General features: G+C 55.1%; 18 protein-coding genes. 14 read left to right on the forward strand and 4 right to left on the reverse strand.

Annotated features, from left to right (window positions below; translation table 11 throughout):
• Positions 1-168: 168 nt before the first annotated feature.
• From ACXAF0_RS01430 to ACXAF0_RS01480, 11 genes are all read left to right on the forward strand, one after another.
• Entirely contained in the window at positions 169-1,107 is a 939-nt protein-coding gene (locus tag ACXAF0_RS01430; protein WP_475342998.1) for a LysR family transcriptional regulator, read from the forward strand.
• A gap of 45 nt (positions 1,108-1,152) precedes the next feature.
• Positions 1,153-2,145 carry a UDP-glucose 4-epimerase GalE gene (gene galE / locus ACXAF0_RS01435; RefSeq protein ID WP_475342999.1) on the forward strand — a complete coding sequence of 331 codons (993 nt, stop codon included), beginning with the start codon at positions 1,153-1,155 and terminating at the stop codon, positions 2,143-2,145.
• Positions 2,145-2,276, forward strand: a complete 132-nt coding sequence (locus tag ACXAF0_RS01440; protein WP_475343000.1) for a hypothetical protein — start codon at positions 2,145-2,147, stop codon at positions 2,274-2,276. The genes galE and ACXAF0_RS01440 overlap by 1 nt, the downstream gene beginning before the upstream one ends.
• A gap of 99 nt (positions 2,277-2,375) precedes the next feature.
• Positions 2,376-2,570, forward strand: coding sequence for a hypothetical protein (locus ACXAF0_RS01445; RefSeq protein ID WP_475343001.1), 195 nt, complete (start codon positions 2,376-2,378; stop codon positions 2,568-2,570).
• A 90-nt stretch (positions 2,571-2,660) separates the two neighbouring features.
• Positions 2,661-3,524, forward strand: coding sequence for a glycosyltransferase family 2 protein (locus ACXAF0_RS01450; RefSeq protein ID WP_475343002.1), 864 nt, complete (start codon positions 2,661-2,663; stop codon positions 3,522-3,524).
• 163 nt (positions 3,525-3,687) lie between these two features.
• Positions 3,688-4,212, forward strand: a complete 525-nt coding sequence (ppa, locus tag ACXAF0_RS01455; RefSeq protein ID WP_008888719.1) for an inorganic diphosphatase — start codon at positions 3,688-3,690, stop codon at positions 4,210-4,212.
• 173 nt (positions 4,213-4,385) lie between these two features.
• The gene (locus ACXAF0_RS01460; RefSeq protein WP_475343003.1) at positions 4,386-4,925 is read left to right on the forward strand and encodes an O-acetyl-ADP-ribose deacetylase; all 540 of its coding nucleotides are present in this window, start codon (positions 4,386-4,388) and stop codon (positions 4,923-4,925) included.
• Positions 4,926-4,939: 14 nt separating this feature from the next.
• Positions 4,940-5,482, forward strand: coding sequence for a L,D-transpeptidase family protein (locus ACXAF0_RS01465; protein ID WP_475343004.1), 543 nt, complete (start codon positions 4,940-4,942; stop codon positions 5,480-5,482).
• 69 nt (positions 5,483-5,551) lie between these two features.
• A complete protein-coding gene (locus ACXAF0_RS01470; protein WP_475343005.1) occupies positions 5,552-6,526 on the forward strand; it encodes a DUF2333 family protein in 975 nt (324 codons plus the stop codon).
• 426 nt (positions 6,527-6,952) lie between these two features.
• Positions 6,953-7,522 carry a NifU family protein gene (locus ACXAF0_RS01475; protein ID WP_475343006.1) on the forward strand — a complete coding sequence of 190 codons (570 nt, stop codon included), beginning with the start codon at positions 6,953-6,955 and terminating at the stop codon, positions 7,520-7,522.
• Positions 7,523-7,801: 279 nt separating this feature from the next.
• Positions 7,802-8,791 (forward strand): glucosaminidase domain-containing protein, encoded by a 990-nt coding sequence (locus ACXAF0_RS01480; RefSeq protein ID WP_475343007.1) that lies wholly within the window; start codon positions 7,802-7,804, stop codon positions 8,789-8,791.
• A gap of 96 nt (positions 8,792-8,887) precedes the next feature.
• On the opposite strand, the gene ACXAF0_RS01485 is transcribed toward ACXAF0_RS01480, so the two are convergent.
• On the reverse strand, positions 8,888-9,346 hold the full coding sequence (locus ACXAF0_RS01485; RefSeq protein ID WP_475343008.1) for a hypothetical protein: 459 nt from the start codon (positions 9,344-9,346) through the stop codon (positions 8,888-8,890).
• A gap of 271 nt (positions 9,347-9,617) precedes the next feature.
• Here ACXAF0_RS01485 and ACXAF0_RS01490 point away from each other — a divergent pair, with 271 nt between their 5' ends.
• Complete coding sequence (locus ACXAF0_RS01490) at positions 9,618-10,823, forward strand: APC family permease (protein WP_475343009.1); 1,206 nt, start codon at positions 9,618-9,620, stop codon at positions 10,821-10,823.
• 88 nt (positions 10,824-10,911) lie between these two features.
• On the opposite strand, the gene ACXAF0_RS01495 is transcribed toward ACXAF0_RS01490, so the two are convergent.
• The 3 genes from ACXAF0_RS01495 to ACXAF0_RS01505 form a co-directional block, all read right to left on the reverse strand.
• Entirely contained in the window at positions 10,912-13,179 is a 2,268-nt protein-coding gene (locus ACXAF0_RS01495) for an NADP-dependent malic enzyme (RefSeq protein WP_475343010.1), read from the reverse strand.
• Positions 13,180-13,597: 418 nt separating this feature from the next.
• Positions 13,598-14,407, reverse strand: coding sequence for a hypothetical protein (locus tag ACXAF0_RS01500; protein WP_475343011.1), 810 nt, complete (start codon positions 14,405-14,407; stop codon positions 13,598-13,600).
• Between the two features lie 16 nt (positions 14,408-14,423).
• Positions 14,424-14,924: a hypothetical protein gene (locus ACXAF0_RS01505; protein ID WP_475343012.1), complete on the reverse strand. Its 501-nt coding sequence runs from the start codon at positions 14,922-14,924 to the stop codon at positions 14,424-14,426.
• Between the two features lie 174 nt (positions 14,925-15,098).
• Here ACXAF0_RS01505 and mutS point away from each other — a divergent pair, with 174 nt between their 5' ends.
• Together mutS and ACXAF0_RS01515 are read left to right on the forward strand one after the other, a co-directional pair.
• Positions 15,099-17,822 (forward strand): DNA mismatch repair protein MutS, encoded by a 2,724-nt coding sequence (gene mutS / locus ACXAF0_RS01510; protein ID WP_475343013.1) that lies wholly within the window; start codon positions 15,099-15,101, stop codon positions 17,820-17,822.
• Positions 17,823-18,032: 210 nt separating this feature from the next.
• Positions 18,033-20,774 carry a [protein-PII] uridylyltransferase gene (locus ACXAF0_RS01515; RefSeq protein ID WP_475343014.1) on the forward strand — a complete coding sequence of 914 codons (2,742 nt, stop codon included), beginning with the start codon at positions 18,033-18,035 and terminating at the stop codon, positions 20,772-20,774.
• Positions 20,775-21,303 lie beyond the last annotated feature (529 nt).

The raw sequence follows: 21,303 nt of genomic DNA on the forward strand, positions 1-21,303 counted from the left end.
ATCAAAGAAACATGGCCGGAAACCCTGTATGGCGATGATATTGCCTGCTTGTTTGGAAAAATACGAATGAAGCTTTTTCAGCCATTGTTGAGATTTTTTTGGCCCAATTTTCGATCAGTCCTGATAGAGAATATAAAACAGTAAAATACCGTCCGGATGGAAACCCCGATGCGCAGAAAGCTCCCCCCGTTGCGCGCCCTCGTCGCTTTTGAAGCCACCGCACGCCATCAAAGCGTGAAGGGTGCCGCCGAAGAATTGCATGTCACGCAAAGCGCGATCAGCCATCAGCTCCGCCAGCTTGAAGAAAACCTTGGCGTGGTGCTGTTTACCCGCAAGGGTCGGGGATTGACGCTGACCAAATCGGCAAAGCTTCTGTTGCCGCGCCTGACCGAGGCGCTCGACGGTATTGCCGATATCACCGGCGAAGTCGGTCCGGACAAGGGCAAGGCGATCCGCATTGGGGCGCTGGCGACCCCGGCACTGACGGTATTGCTCTATGAGCTCGATAACCTGCGCGACCGTCTGCCGGCCGATATCCCTGTTCAGTTTCGCAAGATCGAATTTGATGACGGGCTGGATCCGCTCGAGATCGACCTCGCTCTTCAGATCGCGCCAAAGGACCTGCCCGGCCCCGAAGACTGGATTACCGAACTACTGACACCGGAAGTCTATACCGCCTTTGCCGCCCCGGAATGGCTTGAAAAGCGCGGCTATGATGCCAGCAATGTCAATGTCTGTGCACTTGGCCCGCGCGATATCCTGTTGATTGATAGCGACAGCGAACAGTTTTCCCAAATCGAACAATGGTTCAGCGATGCCAGCTTCTCACTCGCCGATTGCTGGACCTTCAGCCACCATATCTGGGCGCTTGAGGCCGCACGCGCCGGTCAGGGCATTGTGGCGAGTACCGATGTCGTCGCACGCAACTATGTCGAACGCGGCGAGTTGGTGGCCCTTAATTTCCCGGATTTCATTTCGCACTGGTGGTACCGCCTGCTCATCCGCCCGGCGCGCGAAAAAGACCCGATCGTCATCGAAGCCGCCAACTGGATCCGTGAACTGATCAACCCCAAAACCGCATCCCTTGCACGTAAAAAGGTGTTGTGAGCATATCTTTGGCATCGGCTCGAATAAGAAAAGTAATTCCATTTCATGCAGAACATTTTGATCACTGGTGGTGCGGGATATATCGGCTCGCACATTTGCATAAAGCTTCAGGAAAACGGTTATCAGCCGATCGTTTTTGACAATCTGTCAAACGGCCACCGGGACGCCATTTCAAAAGACATTCCATTTGTACAAGGCGACATTCGTGACGCTGCGGCTTTAAACAAGGTCTTTGAGGATTTCAGACCCGCTGCGGTCATCCACATGGCCGCATTGATCGAAGCCGGTGCCTCGATGGTCGAACCCGCAAGGTTTTACGAGGTCAACACGGCCGGGGCCTTGAACCTGCTCGAAGCAATGCGCCGCAATGCCTGCAAACACATCGTGTTCTCATCGACTGCAGCGGTTTACGGCAACCGGGATGAAGGTTTGCTCTCAGAAGCGCTGGAAGTGTGCGCCGAGAATCCGTATGGCCGCTCCAAAGCCATGGTCGAAACCATGCTTGGCGATTACGCATCGATTTACGGTTTTTATGCCATTGCACTGCGTTATTTCAATGCTGCCGGTGCTGACCCGATGGGCCGTACGGGTGAAAGACATGATCCGGAAACGCATCTCATTCCACTGGTGCTACAAACTGCCGCCGGGCAGCGCGATCACATAAAGATATTTGGCACGGATTATGACACCCCGGATGGCACTTGCATCCGCGACTATATCCATGTCGATGATCTTGCAGATGCCCATGTAAAGGCGCTTGATCACATCAGATCGTCTGACCAAGCGGCATTTGACATCGCCAATATCGGAACCGGTGAAGGATGCTCGGTAAAAGAAATCATTAAGTTCTGCAAGGAAGTGACTGGCCAGGACTTCAACGTTGTCGAAGACTCTCGCCGCCCGGGTGATCCAGCCAAACTGGTCGCAAACCCGGCAAAAGCCAAAGAGATGCTTGATTGGCAACCAAAATATCCTTCACCTCGGAAAATCATTGAACATGCTTGGAACTTTTACCAATCGGACATGAAAAACCACTGATGAATCTAGAAATTACATGTGGTCACAGGCAACAGAACCTGCCCGGCCCCAAAGACTGGATTGCCGAACTTCTTTCACCCGAAGTTTATACCCTCGTTGCCGTGGTGGAATGGCTGGCCAAGCGCAGCTAACGTGCGAGCTTCTCACTCGCCGATTGCTGGACCTTCAGCCACCATATCTGGGTCCTTGAGGCTGCGCGCGCCGGTCAGGGCATTGTTGCCAGTACCGATGTGGTTGCGCGGAACTATGTCGAACGCGGCGAGCTGGTGGCCCTTAATTTCCCGGATTTCATCTCACACTGGTGGTATCGCCTGCTGATCCGCCCGGCGCGTGAAAAAGACCCGATCGTCATCGAAGCCGCCAACTGGATCCGCGAACTGATCAACCCCAAAACAGCATCCCTTGCGCGTAAAAAGGTGATGTAACGCCATTGTCGTTGTCCTTGGGCGCTCGAAAGGTTAGGGTTCCGGCACAAAAATCAGCCTTAAGCCAATGAACGGGGTTATGTGGGGAAGATGACATCCTTGGTGTCGGTCGTGGTCACGACATATAACTGGCCGGAAGCACTTTCCATGGTGCTCAATTCTCTTGCCGATCAGAAGGATCGCAATTTCGAGATCGTCATCGCTGATGACGGATCCGGCGATGAAACCGCACAGGTCATCAAGGATTTTGCGGCCAAAAGCCCGGTTCCGGTCAAACATTACTGGCACGAAGACAGTGGCTTTCGCGTTGCCAAGGCGCGCAATGGCGCAATCGGATTATGTGAAGGCGATCTGGTTATTTTTATTGATGGCGACTGCTGTGTGATGCCTGATTTCATCACCCGCCACCGCAAGGCAGCCACCAAAGGCTGTCTGGTATCGGGCAAACGGGTCTTCCTGAAAGAACATTTGACCAATACCCTTCTGGCGCGCAGATGGGCCTTTCACAAATGGCCGCGCCCGCTGCTGTTTGTCACCGCCCTGTTTGGTTTCGCCAACAGACCATTTCAGTTTATTCGCCTGCCCCATAATGGCCCTTGGCTTTGGGAACATGAAAAGTGCTGGGAAAAGGCGCAGACCTGCAATCTTGCCGTCTTTAAATCCGACATCGACCGCGTCCAGGGCTTTGATGAAAGCTACGAAGGCCACGGCTTGGAAGACTCTGATTTTGTCCTGCGGTTGTTGCGCTCCGGGCTCAAACGCAAGAATGTCGAGTATTGCTCACCTGTTCTGCATCTCTTCCACAAGCGTTCCGACCCGAGCCGCCATGTACAGGATTCCAAGAACCCGAGCTATTTCAAAAATCTTCTGGATGATACGGAACGTTTCCTGCCCCTGACCGCGGTCAAGGCAAGCGCGCCGACACAGCAAGAGGATCGGGAAGTAGCTAAATAACCTTTCGACCAAGGATGCATCTAGACCCCCTTGGAAGCAGCAGCATTTCGCGATAAAAGGTCGGCATCATTTTCCTTCGGATGCATCTTTGCATCTTCGAAGCTCATATCAGCCGCCCTGGTGATCGGGGCATGCGTTCAAAAAGCGAAAGGGATTTTCCCAGATGGATCTCAGCAAGATTGCCGTTGGCAAAGATGTTCCGTGGGACGTAAACGTCGTCATCGAAATTCCGCAGGGCGGACCGGTCAAGTACGAAGTGGACAAGGACTCCGGCGCGGTCTTTGTGGATCGCTTCCTGCACACCTCGATGTACTATCCGGTCAATTATGGCTTCATCCCGAACACGCTCGGCGAAGATGGCGACCCGGTTGATGCCATGGTCATGTTCCGTGAGCCGGTCGTTGCCGGTTCCGTCATTCGTGCGCGTCCGATCGGTGTTCTGATCATGGAAGACGAAGCCGGTCAGGACGAAAAACTGATCTGCGTGCCGCATGACAAGATCGACCCGTACTACACCGACATCAAATCCCACGAAGATCTGCCGCAGATCCTGCGCGACCAGATCCAGCACTTCTTCGAGCGTTACAAAGACCTCGAGAAAGGCAAATGGGTAAAAGTCACCGGTTGGGAAGGCGCAGAAAAGGCTGCCAAACTGATCGAAGAAGGTGTGACCCGCCTCGGCAAATAAGCCCGGCATACATCCCGTCTTCGGACAGGTCACCGATGTCATACGCAACGCCCCGCCACATCAGCGGGGCGTTGTTTTTTTGACTTATTGGTCGCGTCACAATACTTTGGTGCAGGGGGTCTACCCTTACAGGGTGGAAATGACGGAGAAATGCACGTCTCAGGATATTGTTCGTGACCGCCAAGACAGAACCCGACAAAACCCACACCATCAATATCCTTCTTGATGACATCACCACGCTTGAGGTTGACGCCATCGTCAATGCCGCGAACGAGGCCCTGTTGCCAGGCGGCGGCGTTTGCGGCGCCATACACCGTGCCGCGGGTCCGGAACTCGAAGCAGCCTGCCGTCCCCTTGCCCCCTGCCCGACCGGCGAGGCAAAGATCACATCGGGATTCCGGCTAAAGGCGAAATACGTCATTCACACGGTCGGTCCAGTCTGGAATGGCGGCAGCAAGGGTGAAGCAGATCTCTTGGCAAGCTGTTATCGCCAATCGATCTTGCTGGCCGTGGAGAACAAACTGGCATCTGTGGCGTTTCCAGCCATATCGACAGGCATATTTGGCTACCCGGAAGATCAGGCAGCCCGGATCGCCGTATCAACCATTTGTGAGTTCACTGGCGAAATGCCGAATATGCCACAAATTTACCTTTGTTGTTTCTCATCCTCGACGCGTCAGCATATCGAGACCGCCTGCCACCAGCTTACATAAGGTCCCCGAACAGAATGCAAAGCGACGCTGTTGCAGCCTCCTCGTCCCAACCACTTGAACTGTCTGCATCGGCTGACGGAGTTTTGCGCGTGGGCGAACACGAATTTCGCTGTGCGCTTGGAAAGAACGGCATCACCGAAGCTGACACAAAGACCGAAGGGGACGGCAAATCACCCGCCGGGCGCTGGCAGCTGCGCTATGTCATGTACTGTGCTGATCGCAGACCCTGCCCGCGCACCAGGCTTCCGGTCACCACCATCTCGTTTTCCGATGGCTGGTGTGATGATCCCAAGCACCCCGACTATAACTGCCCGGTCCGCCTGCCGTTTGAGGCCAGCCATGAAAAGCTCTATCGCGACGATGACGTCTACAACATCATCGTTGTACTGGGCCATAATGATGACCCGCCCGTACCGGGCAAGGGATCGGCGATCTTCATGCATATCGCCAAACCCGATTATAGCGGCACCGAGGGCTGTGTTGCGCTTGAGGAAAAAGACCTTGAAACGCTTCTTGGCGTGGCGGACTACGAAACCTTCATCACCATCACGGCGTAAAATCATGGACTTGCCGTTTTAACGGCAACAGCCTAGTTTCAAATGCCCGATCAATTCACAGGACAGGCCATGATCGAAGACGATTATCTCTATAAAAAAGGCGGCGTTGCAGGATTTGGCGCCCGACTGAAATCCATTTTCGGGTCGGGAAAATTCTGGGTGCGCAGCCTTGGTGTGATCGTTCTGATTGCCGTAATCTATTACCCGGCAGGCATGGCGATTGTGCATCATATCGATGACAATCCCGACTTTGCTGGCGATTACAAAGGCGGCAGCCACGCGGTGAGCACCGCCGCCGGCCTGATTGATCGCGAGGTCAACCAGAACCGCTGGACGGCCAATGACCCGTTCTTTCTGCCAAGTGCAGCGCTTGATAACATGCCGAACTTCCAGACCGGCATTGTCTATGCCCTGTCGCGCTTTGCCATTGAGCTTTCCGATCAGATCGGTCGGACACGTGGCTCAAGCCAGGTTGACCCGGATCTTGATGATGCCGCCGGTCTGTTGAAATTCCGCGGTGACAAATGGGTGTTCGATCCCAGTGTATCGCTCCTGCCCGGTGTCACATCCGAACAGCAATACCGTCAGGCAATCCGCTCCCTTCAGAGCTATAACGCGCGTCTGACCAATGGTGAGGCGATCTTTGAACGCCGCGCAGACAACCTGCAGGAAACGCTGAACCGCTTTGCCAATGATCTTGGCTCGGCCTCGGCCCTGATTGATGACAAGGTCGAAAATCCGTCGATCTTTGATCGCACCGCCGATGATGTCTTCTATGCCACCAAGGGACGGCTTTATGCATATAGCCTGATCCTGCGCGATCTTGGCACCGATTTCGAACAGATCATCAATGAACGCCAGATCGCCTCGGTCTGGGCGGAAATGATCGGCTCGCTTCAGGCGGCTGCTGCCCTTGATCCGATGGTGGTGGTCAACGGGTCGGCTGATGGCATTGTTTTCCCGAACCATCTGGCGGGCCTTGGTTTTTATCTTCTGCGTGCCCGCACCCAGATGCGCGAAATCAGCAGTATCCTTCAGCGCTAACGTTAGGGTCCAAACTCATTCACATGACCGACCCGGCAACCGATATGAGAGAAAAATCTAGAAAAAGCCCGCAGATCGGGGTGATCCCCGGTCAAGGGATTTGACGCAGAGGCTTTCTTTCATATCGGTTGTCCTGCGGATCACCCGGATTTGAACGGGCTACTTTGTCGCAAAATCTTGAAAGATGTATATCTGCCTGCGGTTTTGCTCCGCATATCCGCACAAATCCGGGAGACCGGGACGATTATGTGAATGAGTTTGGACCCTGGTGATCACAGTTTGCGCCACATGGAATACCTGAGTTGCGCGCTGCGACTTGATCTTTTGTGTTTTTTGCCCCATTTAGGGCCTAACCAAATGAAATGCCGACTGTTGAGCGGGCAGCATAATAAGCCCCGACAGTCAGAGTGAGAGGACAAGCCGACTATGTTCATTCAGACCGAACCGACCCCGAATCCGGCGACACTCAAATTCCTCCCGGGTGAGGAAGTCATGGGCCGCCTTGGTACGGCAAACTTTGTTAAAGGCGACGAAGCCATCAAATCGCCGCTTGCCCGCAAGCTGTTTGAAGTTGATGGCATCGCCGGTGTTTTCCTTGGCGGTGATTTCATCACGATTACCAAGGATGACTCCAAGGACTGGCAGACCCTGAAACCGCAGATTCTTGGCGGTATCATGGAACATTACACCTCGGGCCAGCCGGTGCTTGATCAGGATTCCAACGCCGCAACCGGTGCCAGCACCGCTGCCGAAGGCGATAACGAACTGGTCAGCCAGATCAAGGAACTGCTTGATACCCGTGTCCGCCCGGCGGTCGCACAGGATGGCGGCGATATCGTCTTCCACCGTTTTGAAGACGGCGTGGTCTTCCTTGAAATGCACGGCGCCTGTGCCGGTTGCCCCAGCAGCACCGCGACGCTCAAAATGGGCATCGAAAACATGCTGCGTTATTACGTCCCCGAAGTTCAGGCCGTCGAACCGGTCATGGCCGAATAGGATCGGTTTCACCAATCTGGCCTGACGGGTATCTCGTCGGGTCAAAAGGCAAAACCCGTCCGGTGAACTGACCGCCGAACTTTTTACGAGTCGTTAACAAATTCTGACGCCCGGCGCGAACATATGCCCGCGCCGGGCGTTAAAAATTTGCGCCCAACGAAAAGGTTTCCTTGGCGTTTTCAACTCTCGGAGAGATTGCCCGTTGCGATCACCGGCTGCGGCAGGCATAGATAACCTCCGCTTGGGATGGACAGCTTGACTGATCCTGGAGATTCAACAATGACTAGCGCAAAAACAAATAATTACCGGAATACTGCGCTTGCCTCGATTTTTGGGGCGGTGTTTTTCCTGTATATTGGTATTTTCGCCGGAATTGATCTATCGCCAACTCCGGAAGGCCTCGGCACCGAGACCGCTGAAGTCACACCTGAAGGCACCAAGACCAAAAAGAAAAAACAGGTCTTTCGCCGCGGCCCGGAAGTGGTCGCGCTGAACCAGTATTTCAAAAGCATCGACTATCATCTGAACGAAGTTGGCGAAGTGCCGCGCGTTTATATCAAGCGCGTCCCGAAGGGCCTTGGCGAACTGGCATCGGTTGATGAGCGCAAGCAGCTTTTCCTGCGCATCATGCTGCCGCTGGCCATGCGGGTGAACGAAGAAATCACCGCGCGCCGTGAACGCCTGATGGCCATTCAGGCCAAGGGCATTTCCGGCACACCGGTCAGCGCGAAAGACCAGCAATGGGTCAAGCAGCTGATGAAACGCTATCGCGTGACCGATGGCGGTATCACCGCCCTGCTTGAGCGCATTGACGTCATCCCGACCTCGCTCATCCTCGCCCAGTCGGCCGAGGAAAGCGGTTGGGGTACCTCGCGCTTTGTGCGTCAGGGCAATGCGCTGTTTGGCCAGTGGGCCTGGGGCGATGACGAAGGCATCGTGCCAAAGGGCCGTGAAGAGGGCAAAAACCACGTCATCAAGGCGTTTGGCAGCCTGATGGACAGTGTCCGGGCCTATGCACGCAACATCAATTCCCATCCGGCCTATCAGAGCCTGCGCGAACGCCGCGCGACCTTACGCGCCGAAGGTCAGATGATCACCGGCTGGGACCTGGCCGAAACCCTGACCAAATATTCCGAGCGCGGGGCCGAATATGTCGACAGCCTGCACGCCATCATGAGCGTCAATGACCTCAATGATCTCGATGGCCTGACCTTTGCCGTGGGTGATGTGCCACCCCCGCCAAAGGTGCTCGCCGCCCTTGAGGAATAATCTTCAAGGAGGGCATAGAATTCCAGGACACGAAAAAGGGACCCGTTCGGGTCCCTTTTTTGGTTCGGCTGTTGGCTGTTGGCTATTGGGTCGAACTTACGACCCGCCGCGATAAATCCAGCCCTTTTCGGATTTCAGCAGGCGAATTTCATCTTCGATGACCCGGCGATCCCCGACCTTGTAGTCACCTTCCTTCAAGGTCAGCATCTTGGTTTTCACCAGATCAAGCGCATCGCGCACCGTATTGCCAACATCATCCATTGATCCGGCCGCCTTGCCCTTTTCCGAGACATCATCGGCGAAATCCTCAAGCGTGCGGTCAAAGACAAGCTCGTAGCGCACCATAACAATCACTTCATTGTCTTCTTCGGAAATGCTGTTGGTCTTGGTCACGTTCTCAACATGGCCAACCTTGGCATAGGGATCATCGCGAAACCGCTCGATCACCGCCGTTGTAACTTCATCGGCACTTGGCCCGCTGACCTGTTCATCTTCACAGGCCGCAAGCAGCGGGAAAAACATGATAACGGCGAAAAATCGGGTCAACGGGCCCATAAGCGTTTCCTGTTTTCTGGGTTTCGAATTTGATTTTCAAAATTTGCCCGGATGATATGGCAAAAATCGGGTCAGATGTCACATTCTGCCAACCACAACGTCGGTAAAGGGGCGTCTCTGCCCGACAGGGTAGCATTTATCCCGATAACGCAGCAGACGGAATTTATTTGCACCCTTCCCCCATGAACCTGATACACAGGCGAACTGACCCCAACCTGTTTTCAGTCATTGAAATTCAGGGCGCTGCTTTCCGAAAGTCCGAGCAAGACACGTGATATTCGATTTGATCATTGCCATCGCAACCATCAGCGTTGCGATCGTGCTGTCCATGCGCCGCGTTTCGCGCTCGACCACCTGGCGCGCGGTTGTCACCCCGCTGGCCTCAATCATCGGCAGCGGCTTTTTGCTTTTGGGTCCTGTTCTGAACCTTGGTTACGGCGGCTATGCACCGCTGGTCATGCTGGCCCTGTGTCTGGTTGCCTACATGTATGGATCTGTCATCCGCGCCAATATTGCGGCGGGCGAAGATGCCATCATCAAGGGCACCCATGGCAAGCTGGCCCAACGGGTTGAAACCTTGTCCTCCTGGGCGCTGGCCTTTGCCTATATCGTATCAGTCACCTATTACCTCAATCTGCTGGGCGCCTTTTCGCTCAGCCTGACACCGTTTGATTCCGCCCTTGATGCCAAACTGATGACCTCGGCGGTCTTCATCATCATTGTCTTGGTCGGCTGGTCGCGCGGGTTTAGAAGCCTTGAACGGCTTGAATATGTCTCGGTCGGCTTGAAACTGGCGATCATTGCAGGCCTTCTTGTCGGCCTGATGGCCCATTTCGGCGAACAGGCCGCCAAGGATCAGCTGATCTTCAATGCCCAGAACATCACCGGCTGGCCAGCCATCACCATGGCTTTTGGTCTTCTGATCACGGTCCAGGGGTTTGAAACGTCGCGCTATCTCGGATCAAGCTATGACGCCCAGACACGCATCCGCTCCATGCGGTTGGCCCAGTGGCTATCGACCCTGATCTATCTGGTTTACATCCTTCTGATTTCCTATGTCTTCGCACCCGATCAGATGTCGTCATCAGAAACCGGCATCATCGACATGATGGAAGTCGTCGCCCCGATCCTGCCCTTCATGCTGGTCGCGGCCGCCATGGCATCGCAATTCAGTGCCGCAATTGCCGATACCAGCGGATCGGGCGGGCTGTTTGCCGAACTGTCCCGCAACCGCATTTCCGAACCGCAGGCCTATCTCGCACTTGGCATCATTGGTATTGCCCTGACCTGGTCGGCCGATATTTTTGCGATTGTGAATTATGCCTCGCGCGGCTTTGCCATCTATTACGGGCTGCAGGCGGGGCTTGCCGCCGTCATCGCCAAACGGCGCGGCGATGGCTGGCATCGTATCGGCTTCTTTGCCTTGCTCGCCACCCTTGGCGCTGCCATCGCGATATTTGGTCAGGCCGTCGAGTAACCAGCAAGCTCACCCCGGGGGCCAAACAGAAAAAAGGCGGAGACTGACTGATCAGCTCCGCCTTTTTTGATGTCTGTTTCAGGCCGGTTTAGCCGTGCTCTGCCTCATGGGCGGCAAGGGCAGCCAGGTTGACCAGATCGTTCACCGTCGCACCCATCTGGGCGATCTGGGCCGGTTTTTCCATACCGATCATCACCGGACCAACCACCGTGCCTCCGCCAAGCTTGTCAAGAAGCTTCGATGCCGTGGTTGCCGCATGCAGTGCCGGCATGACCAGAACGTTGGCCGGGCCCGACAGGCGGCAGAACGGATAAAGCTTCAGAAGCTCGGTATCAAGCGCGACATCAACAGCCATATCGCCATCGAACTCAAAATCGACATTGCTGTTTTCCAGAATGCCAACCGCTTCGCGGATACGGTCGGTATCCTCGCTATACGGGTTGCCGAAGGTCGAGTGCGAAACCATCGCCACACGCGGCTCATGACCCATCTGGCGGGCTTTCTCAGCCGCCTGAATGGCGATCTCAGCCAGTTCTTCGGCATTCGGCACATTGTGAACGCGGGTATCGGCGATGAACACCGTGCGGCCCTTGGCGATCGCAATCGAAAGACCCATCGGAATTTCGCCCTCTTTGGCGTCAATCACGCTGGCGATATCGGCGAAGCTTCGGTTGAAGTTCCGGGTAAGCCCCGTGATCAGGCCATCGGCATGGCCCTTGGCAACCATGACGGATGCGAACACGTTACGCTTCTGGTTCACCATGCGCTGGCAATCGCGCCACAAATAGCCTTTGCGCTGCAGGCGCTCATACATGAACTCGGCATATTCGCTATTGTGCTTGGAAAGCGCTGCGTTGTTGATCTCGACACCATCCAGGCTGTCGATGCCAAGCTTCTTCGCACTTTCTTGGATGCGGTCTTCGCGCCCGATCAGGATCGGCGTGCCATAGCCCGAGTTGCGATAGGCCACCGCCGCGCGGATCACGGTTTCTTCTTCGCCCTCGGCAAAGGCGATGCGTTTCGGATGTGCGCGGACATAATCGGAAATCAGCTGCAGATGTGCTGCGGTCGGATCAAGGCGACCGCGCAGCTGGTTTTCATATTCTTCCATGTCGATGATCGGACGGCGGGCCACACCGCTATCCATCGCGGCCTGGGCAACTGCCTTGGGGATCGCGATGATCAGACGCGGGTCAAACGGGGCCGGGATGATATATTCCGGGCCATATTGCAAACGACGCCCGGAATAGGCCGCAGCCACTTCATCAGGCACATCTTCACGTGCAAGCGACGCCACAGCCTGTGCGGCGGCAATTTTCATTTCCTCGTTGATCGTTGATGCCTGAACATCAAGCGCACCGCGGAAGATATAAGGGAAACCAAGCACGTTGTTGATCTGGTTCGGATAGTCCGAACGCCCGGTCGCGCAGATCGCGTCATCACGGATCGATGCAACCTCTTCCGGGGAAATTTCCGGATCCGGGTTGGCCATGGCAAAGATGATCGGCTGTTTGGCCATGGATTTGACCATCTTGGTCGTCACCGCTCCCTTGACCGACAGGCCAAAGAACGCATCCGCACCGTCCATCGCATCTTCAAGCGACCGCGCATCGGTATCCGCCGCATGGGCCGATTTCCACTGGTTCATGCCGTCTTCACGGCCCTTGTAGATCACCCCGCGTGAGTCGCACATGATCACGTTGTCATGGGCAACACCCATGCTTTTGACCAGCTCACAGCAGGCAATCGCAGCCGCGCCGGCGCCATTGATGACAAGCTTGATGTCTTCAAGTTTGCGCCCCGTCAGGTCACAGGCATTGATCAGGCCCGATGCCGCAATGATCGCCGTGCCATGCTGGTCATCATGGAACACCGGAATGTCCATGACTTCGCGCAGGCGCTGCTCGATGATGAAGCATTCCGGCGCCTTGATGTCTTCAAGGTTGATCCCGCCAAACGACGCCCCCAGGAAGCGTACGCAATTGACAAACTCGTCTACATCCTCGGTCGACACTTCAAGATCAAAGCCGTCAACATCGGCAAAGCGTTTAAACAGAACCGCCTTGCCTTCCATCACCGGCTTGGATGCCAGCGCCCCGAGATTGCCAAGGCCAAGCACGGCTGTCCCGTTGGAAATAACCGCGACGATATTGCCCTTGGACGTATAGTCATAGGCCGTCGCCGGGTTCTTGGAGATTTCAAGACAAGGCACCGCAACGCCCGGCGAATAGGCCAGCGAGAGGTCGCGCTGAGTGGTCAGCGGCTTGGATGCGGTGATTTCGATTTTGCCGGGGCGGCCGCTGGAATGAAACAGCAGCGCTTCACGGTCACGAACCTTGATTTCTGTATCTGACATTGTGTTTTTCACTGACGCTTGCGTGGTGATGTGGAAGGCAACCTGTTCGGTCTGTTTTGTTCTTGAGTGTAGATTTTCCTGATCGACAAATTTCCGGTGTGGGACCGTCATGTCGGACCGCCCAATAAATCAGGCTTCTCGCCCCGGGTCAAAGGCGACGTTAACGGCAACCGCAAAATTACGTAGCGTTTTCCGTATGTTGCGTCGCAACATGCCCATCGGATCCGGCCTGTTTCACGGGCCAAAATTCAAACTTGGGCAGACTGGTCCCATCGACCAAGCGATCGGGGTCCGCAAGAAGCCGTGATTTTTCAGGGATATAATCGCACGCGTGCAAATGGCCTGGCAGATCGATGTTTCTATTGCGCCGCGAAAAAAGGGATCAATACATCTAGGTCATAAGATAGATTTGGGACAGTTATGCGATCGTCTGAAATTGCACACTCGTAAGTGCAGGCAATATTTTCAGAGACTCCTCATATCCGGCCATTTCAGAAACGCTGTCGCAAAAATAATTATGATAAGCAGCAAGCCAGGAAAATTTAGAAAACACCCTTGGAATAGCAGCGTAATCGTTCAAGCCTAACTCTATCTGCTCTTTATGACGATTGAGTGCAACAGCATCAATTTCACCCTCATCTTCAAGAATACTCTCAGTCAGGTAGTTCAAGAAATAGCGACCATCCGGGCCTTTCAACACGTCCCTTATCTGTGGAGCCAATCCACTCGCATAGTACGAAACATGAGTATCTATCAATTCTGCGGTGCTATCACAGACAACAACGATCGGATTTACCGCAATACTACTTTCTAAATGATGCGCTATTAGCAGAGCCTCGCCGTATACACTATCTTCATCAATGAACAACGCTTCGACTGCCAATCCTCCACGAATAAAGAAGCCTTCTTGGGCCATCTCAAATTGGTACTCATTGATCGCAGATAGAATAAATCCAAACTCAGACTCCATATCTGGACTGATCTGTGGATGCGCCACGACTACGTTGTCAGTGAATGACTTAAAATAGAGCATCGACTCGTCTACGTTACTTTTTAGCTTCGTAATGCTCTGAGACAGTATTTGATGAAAACTTTCAAGTAGTTCGTCTTCGTTTCCTGCGCCGTAGCTAGCATGAACCCTATCTGAAAAACCCAGAACGTCGAGAAATGCACAGTAGGACAGCCTATGCACCGGCTTGCCGTTGGAAAAATATTCTGAGTCGTTCATTGGTGCTTCCGTCAATTTACTTCGGCAGATGCATGTGGATGTTGGTCGCACCGTGCTTTTCAAGGATGGCGCGTGCCTTACCCTCGGCACCGTCATGGTCTGGATCAATCCGCACCCACAGGATCACCGACCCGGCATCCACCGCTCGGGCGAAATCATCGGTATGCGGGGTAGATGTCACTTCTTCGATAAATTCACGCAGGGCCACGGCACCAACACCGGCTCCGACCGCAATGGCGGCTGCCGCAGTTGCCGCCCCGCCAAACAGGGCAATCGCACCCGATGCCACCAGTGGCACTTCATATTTGGTTTCACCCACCAGTGCGGTCAGCACGTCCGACCAGGACCGGCCATCCTTGCCCGCCACATCAATGGATTCATGGGAGCTTAAAACCGACAGATCGGTGCGTTCAAACCCGGCATCGCGAAGCGCACGCAGGGCCGCATCGAAACCGTCCTTGGTATCAAACAGTCCGACCAGTTCCGGGGCCTGCGGGATGGTTTGTTCTTCTGCCATTTTGTACGCTCCTTGCTCACTGTTATTCTGTCACCGAACCCGGTGTTAGGTTGTTGCTCGATACCCTTATATATTTCGCAGAAATTCAGGCGTTGCAATGGCATAGATCAAGTTTTATCACCACCCGAATTTCGCACTCTCGTCTTTGCCTTCAGGGTTTGCTATCAAGTCATCATGAACCAGATCGCTGATAATTCCGATACCACACCGACCGCCCCTTCCTTTTCCAGGGACGGCGCGACGCCGATGATGATGCAGTTCCTTGAAATCAAGGAACAGTATCAGGACTGCCTGCTGTTTTATCGGATGGGCGATTTCTACGAGCTGTTCTTTGACGATGCGGTCAAAGCTGCCGAAGCCCTTGATATTGCCCTGACAAAACGCGGCAAGCATCAGGGTAACGAAATTCCCATGGCCGGTGTTCCCGTCCATAGCCACGAAACCTATCTGCAGCGTCTGATCCGCAAAGGCTTCCGGGTGGCCGTCTGCGAACAGATGGAAGACCCGGCCGAAGCCAAAAAACGCGGTGCCAAATCCGTGGTCAAACGCGGCGTGGTTCGGCTGATTACGCCCGGCACACTGACCGAAGACAGCCTGCTTGATGCACGGCGCCATAACTATCTGGCCGCTGTGTCCGAGGTGCGTGGCAAGATCGGGCTGGCCTGGCTTGATATGTCGACCGGGGATTTCTTTGTGCAGCCATCTGACATGGCCGGACTTGGCGCGGCCCTGGCCCGACTGGATCCGGGTGAAATCCTGTTTTCGGAAAAGATGCTGAACCGCTCCGAAGTGTTCGACATCTACGGCGAATATAAAAACATCATCACCCCGCAGCCGACCGCGCGCTTTGATGCCGAAAATGCCCAGCTTAGGCTTAAAAAGCTTTATGAGGTCGAGGCGCTTGATGCCTTTGGCGGCTTTGACGTCGCCGAACTGTCTGCTGCCGGGGCGCTGATTGATTATGTCGAACTGACCCAAAAGGGCCAGATGCCCCGCCTCGCCCCGCCGACCCGGGTTGCCGAGGGGGCCGCGATGGAAATCGACGCCGCAACCCGTCGGTCGCTCGAACTCATCCAAACCCAGTCGGGCGAGCGCAAGGGATCGCTGCTTTCGGTCATTGACCGCACCCGGACCGGGGCCGGTGCGCGATTGTTGGCTGCCCGCCTGTCCGCGCCGCTGACCAGTGCCGATGACGTCAATAAACGCCTTGATCTGGTGGAATATTTCCATGATCGCGATGGCTTGCGCTCTGATTTGCGTGCTGCCCTTGGCGAATGCCCCGATATCGAACGCGCGCTTTCGCGCCTGTCGGTCGGGCGTGGTGGTCCACGGGATCTGGCGGCAATGCGCGATGGTCTGTCCTGCGCCTTTGCGATTGGCAATCTGCTGAACAAACCCGATGGCGGCAATGACGGCCTGACCAGCCAGCCAGAAGCCCTTTCGGATCATTTGACCATGATGGGCCATCACAGCGATCTGATTGATCTGTTGCGCCGCGCAATTGCCGAAAGCCTGCCGCTTCTGGCCCGTGATGGTGGCTTCATTGCCGGGGGCTATCACCCGCCGCTTGATGAATTGCGCATGCTTTCAAGCGAAAGCAAAAAGCTAATCGCCAATCTGCAGGCCCGCTATACCGAGCAGACCGGGATTTCCAATCTCAAGGTCAAGCATAACAACGTTCTGGGCTATTTTATCGAAGTATCGGCCAAGACCGCCGACAAGATGATGGAGGTCGATGAGTTCATCCACCGCCAGACCATGGCCAATGCGGTGCGCTTTACCACCGTCGAACTCTCCGAACTTGAAAGCAAGGTCTCCAAGGCCGGTGATCAGGCACTCGCCCTTGAGCTTAAACTGTTTGAAGAACTGGTTTCGGCCGTCCTGGCCAAGGCCGATGACATCGCCAAGTGCGCCCAGGCCCTTGCCGGGCTTGATGTATCGGCTGCCCTTTCCGAACTGGCCCGTGATCAGGGCTGCATTCGCCCGACCATTGATAATAGCTTGGCCTTTGACATCACTGCTGGCCGCCATCCGGTGGTCGAGGCCGCCCTTCGCGAAAATGGTGATTCACCGTTTGTCGCCAATGACTGTCGCCTTGAAGATGAACAAAGCCTGTGGCTGATCACCGGCCCGAACATGGCCGGTAAATCGACCTTCCTGCGCCAGAACGCCCTGATTGCGGTGCTAGCCCAGATCGGCGCCTTTGTTCCGGCGGCCAAGGCCCATATCGGGGTGATTGACCGACTGTTTTCGCGCGTCGGTGCGGCTGATGATCTGGCCCGTGGACGATCGACCTTCATGGTCGAAATGGTTGAAACCGCCTCTATCCTTAATCAGGCGACTGACCGTTCGCTGGTTATCCTGGATGAAATCGGGCGCGGCACCGCGACCTTTGATGGCCTGTCGATTGCCTGGGCGGTGGTTGAAAACCTTCATGAAATCAACAAGTGCCGTGGCCTGTTTGCCACCCACTATCACGAGCTGACCGCCCTTGCCGCCAAGCTCGAACACCTGTCGTGTCACACCATGCTGATCAAGGAATGGCAGGGCGAGGTGGTCTTCCTCCATGAAGTGGGCGCTGGCAGTGCGGATCAATCCTACGGCATCCATGTCGCCCAGCTGGCCGGTCTGCCAAAACCGGTGATCAAGCGCGCCGAACAGGTTCTCAAGACCCTTGAAAAGGGCGAACAGGGCGGTGCGGTTTCCAAACTCGCCGATGACCTCCCGCTGTTTGCGGTCGCGATTGAGCAAGCCGCCAAGGAAGAACGCGATAGCGCCCCTTCCCTGTCGGACGATCAAAAGGCCGTGCTTGATGCGGTTGCCGATCTTGATCCCGACAACATGACCCCGCGCGAAGCCCTTGATGCGCTTTATCGGCTGCAAACCCTTAAGGGCTGATCACCTGCAAAACAGCGTTCCTGTCCCCATATTACTCCGGTGCCGGATTGGCACCGGACCGGGACCGACACGGCTTGATGTGATCTCGACGGGTGCAGAACGGCGAAATTGTCGCTATGGTGCGGCAACTGTTAAGAAAATTGCCGTATAACCAGCTTGGCAAATCCGTCGCCGACAGACCAAACGCCAGCGCCGAGGAAACCGATCAACGTGACCTACAAGATCAAAAAGCAGCGCGAAATCATTGACCGCAAAAAAGTCTTTGCCGAGCTTGAGGCCATCGCAAATGATCCGGCCATCAAAAGCTTCAAACAGCGTACCGCCGTTCTCAACAAGCTGAAATCGGTGCTCGAAGCCGGCCGCGCTGTCATCCGTGCGCGCTTTGAAGAAAGCAATTCCGGGCAGGATACGGTCTTTTCCAACAGTTTCCTGATGGATCAGATCGTGCGTCTGATCCACGATTTCGCCACCACGTTCGAATATCCACTGCACAATCCGACCAATGAACAGCGCATGTCAGTCGTGGCTGTTGGCGGTTATGGCCGTGGTGACATGGCGCCGCATTCAGATGTCGATATCCTGTTTCTGTTTCCCTACAAACAGACCGCCAATGGCGAGCAGGTTGTTGAATTCATTCTTTATATGCTGTGGGATCTGGGGCTTAAGGTCGGTCATGCGACGCGCTCCGTCGATGATTGCCTGCGCATGGGCAAACAGGACATCACCATCCGCACCAACCTGCTTGAAAGCCGCTTTGTCTGGGGGGACGAGGAAACCTATAAGCTGTTTCGCGCCCGCTTCATGGAAGAACTGGTCAAGGGCAGCGGCATCGAGTTCATCGAAAAGAAACTCGGCGAGCGCGATGAACGCCATACCCGCATGGGGGATTCCCGTTATGTGGTCGAACCCAACGTCAAGGATGGCAAGGGGGGATTACGCGATCTCCATACCCTGTTCTGGATTGGCAAATACCTTTATCGCGTCAATTCACCGATGGAGCTGGTCGATCTCAAGGTCCTGACGCGCAAGGAAGCGCGCGGCTTCCTTAAGGCCCAGAACTTCCTGTGGGCGGTGCGCTGCTGGTTGCATTATCTCTCGGATCGCGAAGAAGACCGCCTGACCTTTGACATGCAGCGCGAAATTGCCGAACGGCTTGGCTATACCGATCATGCCGGGGCGTCGGGCGTCGAGCGCTTCATGAAGCACTATTATCTGATGGTGAAGCATGTCGGGAACCTGACACGCATCTTCTGTGCCGCGCTTGAAGAACGCCATCAGCGCCGCCCGCTGATCCGTTTTCCGGGCAAACTGTTTGGCACCAAGGAAATTGACGGGTTCGAGTTGCGCAATGACCGCCTGACGGTCGAAAGCCTTGATGTTTTCAAGAACGACCCGATCAAGATTTTGCGCCTGTTTCTGGTTGCCCATCAAAACGGGGTTGGCATTCATCCCGAAACGCTGCGCTGGGTGACGCAAAGCTTGAAATATGTCGATCACAAGCTGCAAAACGACCCGGATGCCAACGAGGTCTTCCTTGAAATCCTCACCCAGCGTGACAGTCCGGATGTGACGCTGCGCAAGATGAACGAGGCCGGGGTTCTTGGCCGCTTCATCCCGGATTTCGGGCGGGTTGTCGCCCAGATGCAATATGACATGTACCACACCTACACCGTGGACGAGCATACCATCCGCGCCATTGGCATCCTCAATCAGATCGAATGTGGCGAACTGGCCGAAGACGCCCCGGTTGCCACCCGCATCATGGGTCAGGTGATTTCACGCCGTGTGCTCTATGTCGCGATTCTGCTCCATGACATTGCCAAGGGGCGCGGTGGCGATCATTCCGAACTGGGGGCTGAAGTTGCCGAAAAGCTTTGTCCGCGTCTGGGTCTGTCGCCGGCTGATACCGAAACGGTTGCCTGGCTGGTCAAGGCCCATTTGTGGATGAGCCTGACGGCGTTCAAACGTGATCTCAATGACCCCAGCACTATTCGTGCCTTTGGCGATCTGGTGCAGTCGCAGGAACGTTTGCGTCTGTTGCTGTGTTTGACGGTCGCCGATATCCGGGCGGTCGGCCCGAACATCTGGAACGGCTGGAAGGCGACCCTTCTACGCGAACTTTACTATGCCACTGATGACCTGCTTTCGGGGGGTCTCAATGCCGATAGCCGCGATTCGCGCGTTGCCAATGCGCAAAGCTCGCTGCGCGATGCGCTTAAAGATTGGCCGGAAAAGGATATCGAAGACTTTATCGAACGCGGCTATCCATCCTATTGGCTGAGTTTCGATACCGATATTCACGTCCATCACGCCCATCTGACGCACGAGGCGCGGAAATCCGGGGCGGATATCATCATTGATGTGCGCATCGATACCGAAATTGATGCCACCGAAATCACGGTTCACACCACCGACCATCCCGGCCTGTTTTCCCAGATTGCCGGTGCCATGGCGCTTTGTGGGGCGAACGTTGTCGATGCAAAGATCCTGACGCTCGCGGACGGCATGGCGCTTGATACCTTCTTTGTCCAGGACACCAATGGCGAGGCGTTTAACGACACCGCCAAGCTCGAACGCCTGCGTGAAACCCTTGAAAAGGTCATTTCCGGGCAAATCCGCCCCAGTCAGGAAATCGAACGGCGCCAGACCAAGGACAACAAGCACCGCACTGCGGTCTTCAAGGTCGAACCCAATGTCATTATCGACAACAAGGCCAGCCGCACCCATACGGTGATTGAAATCACCGCCCGTGACCGGCTTGGATTGCTTTATGACATCACGCGCGCACTGCGCGATCTTTCGATGCAGATCGCCTCGGCGCGTATTTCCACCTTTGGCGAGCGCGCGGTGGACGTTTTCTATGTGAAAGATGTCTTCGGGCTTAAAATCGACAGCCGGACCAAGTTCGTGCAGGTCAAGGAAACCCTGACCCAGGCGATTCGCAACGACTAGGGCGAAATCCGGAAAGCAGATAAACCGGATCGATCCAATACCCATGCGCTACCATAGATAACACCACGGTATGGATCTGATCCGGCTGTTCCTGGCCGTTTTGGCCGGTACAGTGCTCAGAGCCTGCTGCGTTTAGCGTGCAACGTTTTGCCGAGGTCATTCCTCTGTTCGGCAAGAAAAGGATCGCAGAGCGTAGTGGGGCTACGGTCGAGATCCTTGACGCTGCAGGGCAGAGGAATGACCCGGCCCACAGGGGTTGTGTTTTGCGATGTTTCGCATCGTTACACCACTTGAACGATGCACCGCATCGTCCTGCGCGCTGTGCCTTGCCAAACAATTCGCAAAACACAAACAAAAGCGATGCAGGCTAAACGCAGCAGGCTCTTTATTCTTTTTTGGAAATTGTGACGGACGAGGAAGGGTAAAACCAAACCCGGCAGCGCGACCTGTTATTCACGGTGCCGAAATCCTCGGAGTGCAGCAGGTTGAGGTGGATCCCTTAATTCCCCGCCCGTCCAATATGAGGCTC

The organism is Thalassospira sp. ABD4_177, assembly GCF_056160125.1.